Source organism: Flammeovirga sp. AWQ4_249 (assembly GCF_056161045.1).
This window is the reverse complement of sequence record NZ_JBSWYJ010000002.1, coordinates 287,981-302,904: the sequence shown is the minus strand read 5'-3', so window position 1 is coordinate 302,904 and position 14,924 is coordinate 287,981. Positions and strand designations below refer to the sequence as shown.

At 32.7% G+C, this 14,924-nt stretch carries 14 protein-coding genes; 4 read left to right on the top strand and 10 right to left on the bottom strand.

What is annotated here, in order from left to right:
• Positions 1-1,302, top strand: a complete 1,302-nt coding sequence (gene flxY / locus ACXAHM_RS03185; protein WP_474958947.1) for a flexirubin biosynthesis putative acyl-CoA ligase FlxY — start codon at positions 1-3, stop codon at positions 1,300-1,302.
• Here the strand turns inward: flxY and ACXAHM_RS03180 are convergent.
• The 6 genes from ACXAHM_RS03180 to ACXAHM_RS03155 all read right to left on the bottom strand — a co-directional run bounded on the left by ACXAHM_RS03180 (position 1,292) and on the right by ACXAHM_RS03155 (position 6,499).
• The gene (locus ACXAHM_RS03180) at positions 1,292-2,281 is read right to left on the bottom strand and encodes a helix-turn-helix domain-containing protein (RefSeq protein ID WP_474958946.1); all 990 of its coding nucleotides are present in this window, start codon (positions 2,279-2,281) and stop codon (positions 1,292-1,294) included. The genes flxY and ACXAHM_RS03180 overlap by 11 nt on opposite strands.
• A 75-nt stretch (positions 2,282-2,356) precedes the next feature.
• Complete coding sequence (locus ACXAHM_RS03175) at positions 2,357-3,661, bottom strand: sulfatase-like hydrolase/transferase (protein ID WP_474959033.1); 1,305 nt, start codon at positions 3,659-3,661, stop codon at positions 2,357-2,359.
• Between the two features lie 60 nt (positions 3,662-3,721).
• Positions 3,722-3,919, bottom strand: coding sequence for a hypothetical protein (locus ACXAHM_RS03170; protein WP_474958945.1), 198 nt, complete (start codon positions 3,917-3,919; stop codon positions 3,722-3,724).
• Between the two features lie 383 nt (positions 3,920-4,302).
• On the bottom strand, positions 4,303-4,740 hold the full coding sequence (locus ACXAHM_RS03165) for a hypothetical protein (protein WP_474958944.1): 438 nt from the start codon (positions 4,738-4,740) through the stop codon (positions 4,303-4,305).
• 142 nt (positions 4,741-4,882) lie between these two features.
• Positions 4,883-5,545, bottom strand: coding sequence for a phosphoribosylanthranilate isomerase (locus tag ACXAHM_RS03160; protein ID WP_474958943.1), 663 nt, complete (start codon positions 5,543-5,545; stop codon positions 4,883-4,885).
• A gap of 12 nt (positions 5,546-5,557) precedes the next feature.
• Positions 5,558-6,499 (bottom strand): TRM11 family SAM-dependent methyltransferase, encoded by a 942-nt coding sequence (locus tag ACXAHM_RS03155; protein WP_474958942.1) that lies wholly within the window; start codon positions 6,497-6,499, stop codon positions 5,558-5,560.
• 193 nt (positions 6,500-6,692) lie between these two features.
• Here ACXAHM_RS03155 and ACXAHM_RS03150 point away from each other — a divergent pair, with 193 nt between their 5' ends.
• The 3 genes from ACXAHM_RS03150 to ACXAHM_RS03140 all read left to right on the top strand — a co-directional run bounded on the left by ACXAHM_RS03150 (position 6,693) and on the right by ACXAHM_RS03140 (position 9,958).
• Positions 6,693-7,619 (top strand): helix-turn-helix domain-containing protein, encoded by a 927-nt coding sequence (locus ACXAHM_RS03150; protein ID WP_474958941.1) that lies wholly within the window; start codon positions 6,693-6,695, stop codon positions 7,617-7,619.
• Between the two features lie 142 nt (positions 7,620-7,761).
• Entirely contained in the window at positions 7,762-9,168 is a 1,407-nt protein-coding gene (locus ACXAHM_RS03145; RefSeq protein WP_474958940.1) for a DUF1254 domain-containing protein, read from the top strand.
• A 160-nt stretch (positions 9,169-9,328) separates the two neighbouring features.
• The gene (locus tag ACXAHM_RS03140; RefSeq protein WP_474958939.1) at positions 9,329-9,958 is read left to right on the top strand and encodes an SRPBCC family protein; all 630 of its coding nucleotides are present in this window, start codon (positions 9,329-9,331) and stop codon (positions 9,956-9,958) included.
• Positions 9,959-9,964: 6 nt separating this feature from the next.
• Here the strand turns inward: ACXAHM_RS03140 and ACXAHM_RS03135 are convergent, their stop codons facing one another.
• From ACXAHM_RS03135 to ACXAHM_RS03120, 4 genes are all read right to left on the bottom strand, one after another.
• Complete coding sequence (locus tag ACXAHM_RS03135) at positions 9,965-10,177, bottom strand: hypothetical protein (RefSeq protein WP_474958938.1); 213 nt, start codon at positions 10,175-10,177, stop codon at positions 9,965-9,967.
• A gap of 8 nt (positions 10,178-10,185) precedes the next feature.
• The gene (locus ACXAHM_RS03130; RefSeq protein ID WP_474958937.1) at positions 10,186-11,193 is read right to left on the bottom strand and encodes a sensor histidine kinase; all 1,008 of its coding nucleotides are present in this window, start codon (positions 11,191-11,193) and stop codon (positions 10,186-10,188) included.
• Positions 11,194-11,456: 263 nt separating this feature from the next.
• Positions 11,457-11,963 carry a 7TM-DISM domain-containing protein gene (locus ACXAHM_RS03125; protein WP_474958936.1) on the bottom strand — a complete coding sequence of 169 codons (507 nt, stop codon included), beginning with the start codon at positions 11,961-11,963 and terminating at the stop codon, positions 11,457-11,459.
• Between the two features lie 172 nt (positions 11,964-12,135).
• Complete coding sequence (locus ACXAHM_RS03120; RefSeq protein ID WP_474958935.1) at positions 12,136-14,808, bottom strand: alpha-amylase family glycosyl hydrolase; 2,673 nt, start codon at positions 14,806-14,808, stop codon at positions 12,136-12,138.
• Positions 14,809-14,924 lie beyond the last annotated feature (116 nt).

The following is a 14,924-nucleotide window of genomic DNA, read 5'->3' as shown; positions in this document are numbered from 1 at the left end:
ATGTTACCGACTATAGATAAAAAACCACTTCAGGAAATTAAAGTATTTCAAGAGGAAAAGCTTCGTGAGTTAATGAATTATGTTTACGAAAAATCACCTTTTTATCAATCTAAGTTTAAAGAAAATGGAATTGTTCCTGATGATATTCAACATATAGAAGATCTTCAGAAATTACCTGTTACTGTAAAGGAAGATTTGAATGCGAATGAAGAGGCTTTTTTATGTATACCACAGCATGAAGTAGCGGAATATTTTACGACTTCTGGTACATTAGGTGATCCCATAACGATCATGTATTCAGAAGAAGATTTGGAGCGATTAGCCTACAATGAAGCCATTTCTTTTGCAGGACTAGGTGTTACAGATAAGGATATCGTTCAGTTGATGACGACTGTTGATAAAGGTTTTATGGCAGGGATTGCCTATTATCTTGGAGCAAGAAAACTGAAAGCAGGGTTTATGAGAGTGGGGCCTGGAGTTCCTCAAATGCAATGGAATATTATTGAGAAAATTAAACCAACAGTACTTGTAGTTGTTCCTTCTTTTATTCCAGTATTGATCAATTTTGCCATTAAAAACAATATTGATTATAAAAACTCATCAGTCAAGAAACTAATCTGTATTGGTGAACCTATTCGAGATCATCAGTTAGCATTAAATGCGTTAGGAAAAAAAATAGCTTCACTTTGGGATGTAGAAATGTATTCAACATATGCTTCTACTGAAATGGGTACTGCATTTACAGAATGTGAAGCGCAACAAGGTGGTCATCATCATCCTGAGTTGGTTATTGTAGAGTTATTGGATGAAAATAATCAGGTGGTTCCTGATGGGGAGAAAGGTGAATTAGCGATTACAACTTTAGGTATGAAAGGAATGCCTTTGGTTCGATTTAAAACCGGAGATATTGCTATCAAATATACTGAAGCTTGTAGTTGTGGAAAAACATCTTTCCGTTTGAGTCCAATACTTGGCAGAAAAAACCATCAAGTAAAATTAAAAGGAACAACACTTTATCCACCAAAAATTGAAGATGTATTGCATCACATACCGGGTGTAGAAAATTTTGTGATTGAAGTATCGAGTAATGAAATTGGACTGGATGATCTATGTGTTATTGTTGGTACCAATGAAGATCATGTAGCACTCAGCAGAAGAATTAAAGTTGCATTCCAAAGTACATTAAGAGTTTCTCCAAAAATCGAATTACAAAAACCAAAAGAAGTGCAAGGCTTGATGTTTAAAAATGGAGGACGTAAACCTGTGAAATTTTTCGATTACCGTCAACAAGTTATTGGTTAAGATGTTGGTATTTTTTGGCTAATTCTTTTGGTCTCAAATTATATTTCTTTTTAAAATAATGTGAGAATTTAGAATTGGATTTGAAACCACATGCTCTGGAGACATATTGAATATTATTGGATTCTGTAGCAAGCATAATTTTTGCCTTTTCTAATCGATAATTAATATGAAATTGTGTAATAGAGGTTCCGAATACTTGTGTGAAATCTCTTCTTAGTTTAGAAACAGAAAAACCATACATTTCAGCTAATTCCGTTAAGGAAGGTACTTCATCCAAAGAAGCCAAAATATGATCTTTAATGACCATTAAATTATCAAAATCTTCTGAATGCAAACCTGTTTGTGGTTTATGATTACGACTTAATAATCGGTCAAAGAAAATACTAAGCATTTCACTTGATTTGGCAACAAGCAATGTATTTTGAACGATAGGAGGCTTTGTGGTATTCATTTCAAAAATTTCTTTCAATAGAATATGAATTTCTAAGGGAATCGTATCATATAGAAGCCATGGCTTGTCTTTGGTAAATACATCTCCAAAAAAGTTTTTTAAAAGATGTTCTTCATTATCCATGATGTCTTTATGGACACGAACGCCCACCCATTTCTGAGGTATTCCTGCTCTCATAATTAATTCGGTTGATACAACAGAATCAAATACAGTCATTCCTCCAGATAGCTTCTCTTCTGGATGTTCCTTGACTTTACCTTTTACTACATCTCCTGAATAAGTAAATCTATAACAAATGTGTCTGCTTTGGTTGTTGTCACCTTCGAAGTAATAATAGGTGTCTTTTTGATATTCAAAATTATTAATAGAGAATTTTATACCAGGTAAAAGTTGGAAATATTTTGCTTTACCTTTTACTACATCAGTGTTTATACTAAAGATTTGGTTATGATAGCTCCCACCTAATTTTTCCACCAATTGATCGATGATGGACTTCATGGAACCTTCTCTATAAATATGTTTATCCATTTCTATTCGGAGATTAAAAAAGCCTCTAAGCATAAAGACCTAGAGGCTAAATATAATAGATAATCGATTACTATTTCATTGATTTTGGTCTTTCTTCATTCCATTTTTGGTAAGATTCCATTGTCTTATCAATTGAGAATGAATCAATTTTTTGATTTGAGGATATTGATATAGCGATTGAATAAACATACCTGCAGTAGCACCACCTTTGTAGATGTAAGGTGCTCTCTTCGCTAACCAATTCCAATACGAGTTTGAATCAGTATCTGCTCTTTCGTATGGATCTCTTCTTAAGTTGAAGATTTTTGGTAATCTTAATGGAACGAATGGTTCAGACCATAATGCCATACCATGAGCTCTTTGTTCCATGAATACTACTTTCCAATCGTCCATACGAACAGCTGTAATATCTCCATCATCTGAAGAGTAGATGAAGTTATGACGAGGAGATTCATCAGTATCACCTAAGAGGTAAGGCATCATGTTGAAACCATCGATTGTAGTTTGAACACTACGACCAGCATAGTCAATACCACCTTCTAATTCTTCTTTGATATTTTCTTTACCTGCCAATGACATTAAAGTAGGTAACCAATCTTGGTGAGAAACCATACCTTTTAAGATTCTTCCTTCAGGAATATGACCTTTCCACATTACGTGACAAGGAACACGATAAGCACCTTCCCAGTTAGAGTTTTTCTCAGATCTATAAGGAGTTACAGCACCATCAGGCCATTCGTTGTAGTGAGGTCCGTTGTCTGTAGAATACATGATGATCGTATTCTCCATTAAACCTAAATCTTCTAATTTTTGAAGGATTTTTCCTATGTTTCTGTCGTGATCAACCATTGCATCAGCGTAGAATGCATCATCTTCCATTCCTGATAAACCTTTGATGTCATCAGCAGGGTAAGTAGGGAAGTGCATACCAACAGTGTTGTACCACAAGAAGAAAGGAGCATCTTCTTTTGACTTTTCGTCGATCCATTCAATAGCACGTTCAGTGATTTCACGGTCAACAGTTTCCATTCTCTTTTTTGTCAAAGGACCTGTATCAGAAATACGACCGTCTGCATAAGAATGAATAACACCTCTTGGCGTAAATCTTTCTTTAAACCACTCTTCTTTTGGATAATCAGGATGTTCTGGCTCTTCTTCCGCATTTAAGTGGTAAAGGTTACCATAGAACTCATCAAATCCGTGGTTTGTAGGAAGCATTTCATCTCTGTCACCAAAGTGGTTTTTACCAAATTGAGCAGTGTTATACCCTTCTCTTTTTAGTAACCAAGCAACTGAAGGGTGTTCATTTCTGAAACCTGCATCAGCACCAGGAAGACCTACTTTAGATAAACCCGAACGAATAGGGTTTTGGCCTGTGATGAAAGATGAACGACCAGCAGTACAAGACTGCTGACCGTAGTAGTCTGTGAAAGCAATACCTTACTCAGCGATTCTTTCAATGTTAGGAGTTTCGTAACCCATCTGACCGTTCCAGAATGATAGGTTGAATTGACCAATATCATCACCCCAAAGGATCACGATATTAGGTTTTTTAGGAGCCTTTTTGGTAGGCTTATCATCTGCCATCACTTGGAAAGCAGCAAAGAATGATAAAGTCAGTAATAATAATTTTTTCATATTTGTATCTATATTGCTTTAATAAAATATTAAATGATTCATTAAGTTTACATTATAGATAAACGGTATGTTTTAGCTGAAGAATATACTTGAATGTTCAGAAGTTAGGCTAATTTGTTCAATGTTATTTTTTTGAGGATTTAATTATAACTATACTTTCGGTAAAATACCTCTTAGTATGTTTCAAGTGTTAATCGCAGCGTCACTTGGAACTGATTATTGGCGAAGTCTCCTGACTTCGAATAAAAATATTCTAATTTATTCATTTCGAAGTCAGGAGACTTCGCCAGTTTATCATCACAAGTGTCGCCTATCGGCTTAACACTTGCGATATAGAAGAATCCTTTTGGTCTTCAGTATTAGGACAGTAAGAGTTACAAACCTTAAATATTGAGTTTTGTTTTTTCATCTATTACTTCTTTTAATACCTCAATGTAGTTTTTGATTTCACAAAAAAAGCCCAAGCCAGCAGTAATAAATGAAATAGCAACTTCTCTATCTAAAGAACTTTCAGCATTTAGGTAACTAATAGAACCAATGAACATTCCAAAAACAGTAATTATAAGCAAGAATGATAATTTGATTTTTTTTCTTTTAATAGAATTTGCTGATAAATCTTTAGTAATTGAGTTTTTATTGATTTCCTTGAATGAACCAAAAATTTGAACCATACCTAAATAAAAAAGCCCCTTGCTAAGAGCTTCTAAATCAACACTATCATCTAAAGATGAAATTTTAGCACCTATAGTATAGATTAATAGAATAATAAATGGATATTTTAAGTAATGAAGTTTTGTAATGTATTTACTAAGTGTAGTCATTGTAAAAAATATAAGTAGTAAGATATTCAAAGGTATGAATAAATCAATACTTGTAACATAGTGAAATACGTTAATTTTAAAAAGTTTGATGTTAATAAAAAGCACAAATCCTCATTTAGAATAAAGACTTGTACTTGTTCGTTTAGTAAATTTCTTGGAAGAAGTCTTTTAGTTTTTGCTCATCGAGTTTTTCATCTGTTCTTACTCCACTACAAAGATCAATACCAAATGGTTGTACAGCTTCAATCGCTTGACGTACATTTTCTTTCTTTAAACCTCCCGCTAAGAATAATGGAATATCAATCGACTCTCTAATCTTTTTACTTAGACTCCAATCATGCGTATTTCCTGTTCCCCCAAGTGTTTTCACTTTAAGGTTTGGATTTCCACTATCTAAAAGGATAGCATCCACATATTTTGAAATTTCGATCGCTTCTTCCACAGATTTCTCATCGATAACGTGAATAACTTGAACAATTCTCACATATTTAGGAAGTTGTTCACGCAATTGTTGATAAGTTCCTGATTTTAGCTCATCAACGATCTGAATAGTGTTAGTATTTACCTTTTTGTAGTGAGTAACTATTCCTTCTACACTAGTTTCACTCGTTAATAAAAACGAGGCAATGGGAGGAGGAGTAACTTGAGCGATTTCTTGAATCAATGTATCATCTATCACACCTGGTCCACTAGGCATATTTCCCACTAACCCTATGGCTGAAGCTCCATATTCAATTGCTTTTTTTGCCTCTTCAATACTGGATATACAGCAGATTTTAACTCTTGGTTTTGATATTCCTTTCATGTTATAATTATCTTACTTCTTTTCACACACCCAAACAAACCTAGTAAATTTCACTTTACCTACTTTGTCTACAGTACAAGAATCTACAATTTCTAAGCCTGCATTATGAATGAAATTTTTAATATTGGTTATGGAAACGATTACAACTCTATTAGCAATTTTAGAAGCAGAAAGGATAATATTTTCTGCAATATCTTCTGTAGAAAGAGAATACAAATTATAAGGTAAATCAACTATTGCTGCATCATAAGTATTCGCAATATCTTTGATATCTTCATTATATACTTTTGCTGAATATCCATAATGTTCTAAATTTTTTTGGGTATGATGATAGGCCTTCCAATTGATATCATTTCCTTCAATATCAAATCCGCCATAACACCCTTCGAGCATTACTGTTCCTACACCGCAACAACCATCGATAAGTTTTGCTTTTTTGTCTCCTTTAGAAGCAATGTTGACTAGTGTTTTTGCAGTATTCATACTCAATGAATTACTAAAAGAACATGGTTTATCGTTATGATTCTGCCACTCAGCTGTATTTCTATGCGATTGCCCAAAATACCATACACCTTCGTAGTTACACAATGCATAAGTGATTGTAGGATTATAATAATCAGGTTCACCTTCTACAACATGTCCAATTTCTCTTAAAAGATTAAGACGTTCTCTATATCCAATTTTATCTCCTTTCAGTTTTTCATATTCCAACTTAAAACCTTCTGCTTTGATATCTTCTTTTTTTATCATTTCAAAAAGTTCTTCAAAGTTGTCAGACTTAAATTGAATATCTATTCTCTTCTTAAGAAAAGCACTTGTATCAGGATCAATTTTAATATCAGAGAAATGAACTCTTTCTACTTCCTGATGAAAAAGAATTCTAGATTCTAATTTAAAAAGTTCAGCTTCATTAGAATTATATTTTATGCAATATAAAAAGTGTTCTTCTCTCATTAATATTAAGGTATAAATTCAAATATCGCTCAATTTACTATGAAATGAAGGACTTGTTGCATTTTCATGTTTTAACTTATTCAAATAAATAAATACTTTATCCTATCGAAAGCAATTGTAGAACAATTCTAAGTTAAGAGGATCTAATTAGGGAATATGTATTATCTTATAATAATACATGATCTGATTTACAATGTTAGTTAAACTGCTCAATTATTGGAATATCCCAATCGGTGGGAAAATTTCTCAAGGTAAACTTACTTTTGAAAATAAAGTAGGAAAAGGATGGATCGATACACATGTTCTTACCCCAAAATCTCAATTGATTCGCATTAATTGCACTCTTAAAAAAAGTATTAGTGGCAAACCGTATCTTTTAGAAGATGAAGATGAGTATTTGTCCGTTATTTTTGGTGATGCGTCTTGTATTTTTTTTGATGGAGTAATATCAGCAAACTTAGATGGAGCTATTTTGTCTAACGAAAAAGAAGGCGTACAGTGGGCGATACCTTCCAAAAAGAAAGTAGAATTGATACTTCTTCGTATTCATTATTCTTATTTTAATGAACTTGTCAATCGATCAGATTATTTAAAATCTATCTTTTCTAATGGCGATAAGTTTACAATATATGAGGAGATGAGTATGGATATGAAAGGTGTATTTTATCGACTTCTTGATATCAAAAGTGTATTCTTTCAGAAAGAATTATTATTTGGCTGTACGTTTTATTTATTCCATTTATTAATTGAAAAGATATCAGAAAGGGACAATGGAAAAGAAGATAATCTACCCATTAATTTTAGAGGAGTTACAAGGGCTAGAAAATTAATTCAGGACAGTTTTAAACCTTTAGAAATAACAAATTTGGCAAAAGAATGTGGAATGAGTGAAAGTAACCTCCGTCTTCAATTTAAAAATATATTTGATATTACAATTTATAAATTTCAACAAAAACAACGGATGATTCATGCTAAGGAAATGTTGAAACAAAAAGACAAGTCAGTGAGTCAGGTTTCTATTGAATTAGGTTTTTCTACAATGAGTCATTTTGCTGCTACTTTTAAGAAAGAATATGGCATTACCCCAAAACAGTTTCAGAAAGAACTTTTGAAACGATAAAAAAATTCAGTTATGATATAATCTGCTGATTTTTTGAAATAATCTGTTGTTTTTTTCTCATTAGATATCGTTTGATTACTTAAACTTATATTAAAAAATAGTCGATTTAGAGATTTCAATGAAACTATAAGTAATAATGACAATGAAAAAAATTTCTTTTATACTTACTTTAATCGCCGCAATGATGTTTCAAAACTCATATGCACAACAAGGACTTAACAGTCAGCAAAAGGTAAAACTTTTAACACAAGCGTATGTGTATGGTTATCCTTTGCTAACAATGAAGTACACCTTTGATGTATCTACAAACACAGAGTTACCTGATGCCGTAAAAGGACGTTCTCCAAAAAATCAACTAGCAGCACTTTACCCATTTCCTAAAGCAGGTTTTACAGCAGTCGTTAGACCAAATGTAGATACTTACTACAATTTGGTATACGCTGATCTTGAAAACAATCCATTATATATTCACATCCCAGCTACGGAACGTTATTACTTAATTCCAATCCTTAATGCCTATGGAGATGTGATTGAATCGTTAGGTTCTAGAACTACAGGACAAGGTGCAATTGATATTGCATTAGTAGGACCAAACTACAATGATATTTTGCCAAAAGACATGACAGTGATTCGTTCGAATACAAATATGAACTGGCTTTTAGGTAGAGTACAAGTAAACGATGATGAAGATGGAAAAGACGAAGTAAAAAACTTCCATGACAAAATCGTTGTGAGACCTTTAGGTGAGTACAAAAACAAAAATTATGTAGCACCAAAAGGGACTTTCACAAAGAAAAACAATATCGTACCAATGGATAAAGTGGACGATATGTCGGCAGAAGATTACTTCAACAACATGATGACATTAATGGTCGCTAACCCTCCTCAAAAAGATGATGCATTATTTATGCAACAATTGAGACAAGTAGGTATCAGACCAGGTGGTAAATTTGATCTTTCGACTTTCTCTGATGAAGAGCAAGCAGCTATCAAAAATATTCCAGCACAGGTTCAAAAAATGTTTGCTGCTCAAACAGCAAAACCTGACTTAAGCTTAGTGCAAAACGGTTGGTTTGTAGTTACAAAAGGTTTAGGCGAATACGGTATTGATTATGCTTTAAGAGCTTATGTAACAAAAGTAGGTTTTGGTGCTAACCAAGCAAAAGATGCTATTTATCCTAACTCAGCAGTAGACGTAGAGGGTCAAAACTACAATGGTTCTAACAACTATGTTTTACACTTCGATGCAGATAAATTACCTCCAGTAAGAGGTTTCTGGTCGATCACAGCATATGATAAAAAAGGTTTCTTGATCGATAATGAAATCGACAGATATAACCTAAGTAATAAAAAGGATTTAGTGTATAATGAAGACGGTTCATTAGATATCTATATCCAGGCTAAAGCACCAAAAGGTCATGAAGCGAACTGGTTACCAACAACACAAGCTGGTGAAGAATTCGAATTGACTTTTAGAATGTACTGGCCAAAAGAAACGGTATTAAACAGAACATGGGTAATGCCAGGTGTGAAAAAGGTTTCAAAATAATTACAGAATATAATTGTTTGAAAATTTAAAGTTTGATGTTACTCCTCTCGGTTGTTATCGAGAGGAGTTTTTACTTTTTATAATATCAGATATTCATGTAATGGAAGATTATATTTAGTATATTCGTAATAACCTAACTGTTATCCTATAAATGACCAATATGAAGACCATTAAATTCTTTTTTTTAATATCATTATACTTCTTTTGTAATGCTGTTTTCGCTCAAAAAGAATGGAAAACAGAAACCACTGAAAATGGTAAAATTACTGTTTTAAGTAGAGTGGTTACAAAATTACACGAAGGTGAAAAAAAACAATTTATAGAGTATAAAGTATCCACAGTTACATCAATACATCTGGAGAAATTACTGGCTGTACTTCGTGATGCTAATTATCATAAAGCGTTTAGTGATGATACAGATGAAAGTAAAAAGCTGAAAGATCTTCCTAATGGAGAATGGTTGGTTTATTATTATATAGATGCTCCTTTTCCAATGCCCAATAACGATTTGATTGTTACCATGAAGGAAGTACGTTCTGAAAATACCTTTGAACTTATAGGAAAATCTACACCCCACCTTTATGAAGCAGGAGATGTCAAGAGAATGAAGGATTATAATTTAACCTATAAATTAATCGAATTGCAAGATGGAACAACTCAACTTTCTATGGATGTTAGTATGGTACCTATTGCAAAAGCTCCAGATTTTTTAGTAAAAACATGGTTTCCTGAAGGTCCTTCAGATATGATTCAAAATATACTAAAAGAGGCGGAAAATTATGATGAGTAAATGAAATTATATTGTCTCGATATTTAAAAACTGTTGTTGTTCTTTTTTCCATTCAATTTGAGAGTCATTAATAAGCTGATTTATTGTATAATTACCATCGACTTTTTCATAGAACTGATCTATTTTTTTATCATATATTTTATCAACAAAATGTTTTTGTTGTCCAATAGTAAATGTACATGTAATGAAGAGAAGGAATAGTGTAATGCTAGTTTTCATGATTGTTTCTACTCGTTTGGAATATTTATTTTAATAGTTAAACCAGCACAATTAATGATTTCTATTTTACCTATCATTAAGTTGACTCTTTGTTGAATATTTTTCATTCCGATTCCACTTTTAACCCGTTTCTTTGGCAAGCCACATCCATCATCGGAATATGTAATTTGAAGGGTTTCGTTCTCTTTTTCTATGGATAAAAAGACATGTTTTGCTTTACTATGTTTGGTAGCATTGACAAATAGTTCTTGAATAATTAGATAAATATGTTGCTTGTATTCATTTTTTACGGCAACTATATTTGAAGTTGACATGCATTTAAAATGAATGTGTTGAGAGGTAAACTGAAGCGCAAGTTCATTTAAGTTAAGCATTAAATCAGTATCTTTTTCTATATCCTTTTCCAGTGATTGATTGATTAAGCTAACTTTATTTATTGTATCTTGAACTACTTCCTGTAAGTGGGGTTCTGATTGTTGTATTACATTATTAATGTAACCTAAATCATTACTTATCTTATTTTCAATCTCCGTTTTTATTTTGATTCTTTCTTGCTCTTGACTTTGAATAATAGCCTCTAAATATTCTTTTTGAAATTGTTTTTCTTGTTCAATTAATCTTTGATTTTCAGCAAAGGTTTTTTGATACTTTAAACCTAATAAATAGTAAATAAATAACGATCCTAAAACTCCTGCTACATAAATGAAAAATGGTGAAAAAATAGATCTTTTTGTAAGACCAATATGAGGGGCAGTGATAAAAATAAAAGCAAGTGAAATTATTGCTAAGAAGTTTAGAATAGATTGGATACATAAGAAGTGTTTTTCTTTATATGCTTTCACAAAAATGAAAAAAATCTTCATACTAATATAGTAACTAATGAGCATCGTAAAGACGATAATACCTCCCCAATGTAATCGATAAGGTTCATATACCAACATTAAAACTTCTTGAATGACTAGAAAGGTATTAATGATGATAAAATCATAAGCAATTTTTTTCCCTTTTTGAGACAATATACCCTTGTAGAAATAATATATTGAGAAGACGAAAATATGATTGCCAAAAATGCGTAAAATATATCCAATTTCATTTTTATCATAATAAAAATAGCCTAATAACCCACCTGATTCAGCGTCTGCAAAAAGAATAATACCAATGAGTAAAAATATATGAGAGAGGTAGGTTTTGTCTTTTAAGGTAAAGTATAGAACTAATGAGGCGATAATAAAAAAGAGACAAAGTGTTCTACAGATTAACATCAAAGTAGTGTTCTGCTTCAATAAATCAAAATATTCATGTTCTGAAATAATTGCTGGATTGGATGATAATGAAGAACCATTTTACCATAGACACGAAAGTAAACAGTTTTAATCTCTCCAGGTTGAAATCTTAAATTTATTGATTTTCTTTTTTTTCCTTTATAAGCTTCTGTTCCTAAATGATAAATTTTGAATTGATTGGTTTTCGTAGAATGAATAAAAACATCTAACTCAGGGATCATCTCATATTTGTAGATAAGTAATTTATGGATAGATTGAAAAGATTTCACACGAAATCTATACCAATGAGGTTTAGAAAATGGAGCCAAACTATAGGTAGATTTGGGTAATTTCTCCCACTTATAATGTTCGGGGTGTTGATATACATTCAAGTCATAGGTACCTTGACTGATTACTTCTACATGTTGATCAAGGTTATTCTCATTTGAAATTAGAAAAGTTTCTTGACCAGTAGTTATGTTTTGGAAGAGTATTAGAAATAGTATAGTGAGGGAAAAACGCATTTAGTTGTCTGTAACATTCCAGTTGTTAATACATCAAAGATATTCTTTATATTTTCATTAACAAAAAAACAACTAATTTCCTGTTTGTAAAATGTTGTTATTAAGATATTTATCAATAAAAAAGCCTCTCTATTTATATAAATAAAGAGGCTTTTTGTAATGCAAAATTAAACTATTGTTTAATCCAAATTTTAAGTGAGACTGCAGGTACTTTAATATCAGTGCTTTGTCCTCCTTTTAATTTCTTTATTGCTTTAATGTCTTTGACACCTTTGTGAACGTTTACAGCATTATTATTAGCGATTAATTTCCAATCTCCTTCAGGCAGTTGAATATTTTTGAAAGTCGCTTCAGTCTCTCCTGTGTTCAATAATACAAATACCTTTTGGTCTACAATATAACCTAGTTGATGCTCATCCTCAGGAGTTATGAACTGATAATAGCCTTCAGGAGCTTTTTCTGCTCTTCTAAAAACTTCACCATATTCCGAAAGTCTAAACTCATTCATTCCTTTCCAGAAGGCATACATATTTTTGTAATCATTGGTATTTCCATCTTTTGGTGTTTGACCAACGTTGTCCCATTTGTACTGATTTGCAAAACGGTGATTGTAGGTGTCACGGTAGCCATGCATATAAACTTTATATCCTTTCTTGGTCACTTTTACAACCTCTTTCAAAGGAGCATCAGCTTTAGAACGCATAATTTCTGAACCTCCATTGGTCACAATTGGTCCCAGTGAAGTATATAAAAGCGTGACAGCAATTTTATAATTATCTTGATCAACACTTGTTCGTCCATCAAATTTTTCACCACCAAATTGATCCGATAATGTAAAGTTGTCGTGGATGTCAAGATATGTGATTCCTGAGTTTGGTGTTTTATCCTCTTTATTAGAATTTTCCAACCCATGCATTACTGCAGTTCTATCGGTCGCTTTTCCACCAGCCCAACCACGGTCAGTCAATGGATCTGTAAGTTTAAAAACGGGTCCTTTGTATGCACTCCTAGAATCATCTTGGAAGAAAGTAATAGGAGAATCTTCTTTGTACCAATCCCAAGATGGATTAGCTTCAAACTCTGGATCATTAGACCCGATCCAAGGTTCACCATAAACAATTTTATCTTGACCTATTGTTTCTTTTAAAGCGATGAGAGTTTGCTGATCTACTTGTCCTGCCAAGTCAATTCTGAAACCATCGATACCAAATTCTTTGATATAATATTGACATTGATCGATCAACCACCTTTGTGTCATTGGACGGTTTTCTGTTTTGACTTCATTTCCGTAATCACCAATATGTTCTAGATCTCTAGTTCTATAGTAGTATTGTTTGTCGATTCCATTGAAGTTAAAAATCCATGCATTTCCATCCATATTTTCGGCAGTATGATTCGGTACAATATCGATGATGACTGCAATGCCTTTGTCGTGAAATGCTTGTACTAGATCTCTGAATTCATTTCGTTCTTCACCTGCTTCTTTATCCAGTGAACGGTAACGTGTTTCCACTGCCATTGCATGTGAAGTTCTGTAACCCCATTGGTAATTTTCTTCACTTACACCTTGAGAAATCATGTATTCATCATTTTCAAAAGATGCTTTCCAATCATCAGTAGGGTAGTGGACATACTCTTGTACAGGCATGAGGTGCACGACATTAATTCCCAAATCTACAAGATAGTCGAAACCAATCTTTTGTCCTTTTTTATTCTTTAAACCTGACTTCGTTACAGCAGGAAAACGCCCTTTAATATTTTTATCTACTGGAAGTTGATCTGTGAAATCTTGAACATGTACCTCATAAGCGATCACATCTTCCATTGCAGGAATACCATTTTCTAATGGAGAAGCTGGTGTTGTTCTATGCCATATTCTAGCTTTACCCCAAGTATCATCACTCACACGAGCATAAGGATCTGTAACGTGAGCTTTTGTAGTTTCGAAAAATAAATTCCCAGGATCTTGATGACCATGGATTGTGAAATCGTACCAAACACCATGAAGATCCTCCTCAAAAAATGCTTCCCAAACACCATCCGTATCTTCTTTCATATCAATGATTTGATATGCTTCTTTATCATCTTTTCCTTTATATAAATATAATTTTACACCTGTAGCTCTTGGTGCAAATAAACGAACGGAAGTTTTACCTTCATCTACATTAGCACCTAATTCTTTTGTAGAATATGTTTCTCTAAACCATCCATCGTATGAACATAATGCTGTTAATTCTTGGGACGGAATATGTAAGTAATACACTCGTTTTTTGTCCAAAGGAGTGGCAGGGACAATCAAAGTTGAAGTGGCTTCATTCGGCATTACTCCTTTTACCTTAATAGTATCTCCAGCTGCTGATGTGATGATGTATGCATTTGGATCTAGAGGTCTTTCACCTACAATATTTGCCCAGACTAAATTACTGTTTTTGAGCTCAGCTTTTAGACCAGGTAAAACTGCATCTTGCATGAAGATTAGATTTCCTCCTTTTTCATTAGGAGCAACAGAAGCAGGAGCTAACCATTCTCCATCATCAATTCTGAACTTAAATTCAGATTGAGGAGAAATCACTTTAAAATCTTTGTTATTGAAAGTTAGTATCCATTGGCTACCTACTTTTTTAAGTTGCCAATCTTGATTATCCATATCGCTGTCCCAACCTCTAAATGAGCCAGTAACCACCACTTTATTTGGATGTTTGTCATATATGTTTTCATCAAAAATAAAGGAAACTTCATCACTGAAAATTGCATAGCCTTGGTTGACTTGCTGACCAGTAAATGATTGTCCAAAACTGAAGTTGGATAGAATCAAAAATAGGAATAGAAAAATGTACTTATTCATTTTCATGTAATTAGTGAAATTGTAACAGGTTAAAGTTAATTGAATTGCAGGATAAATAATGTGGATTATGAATTGTTAAAATCAAAAAAAACATCGCAACCGAGTGCATAGTTTTA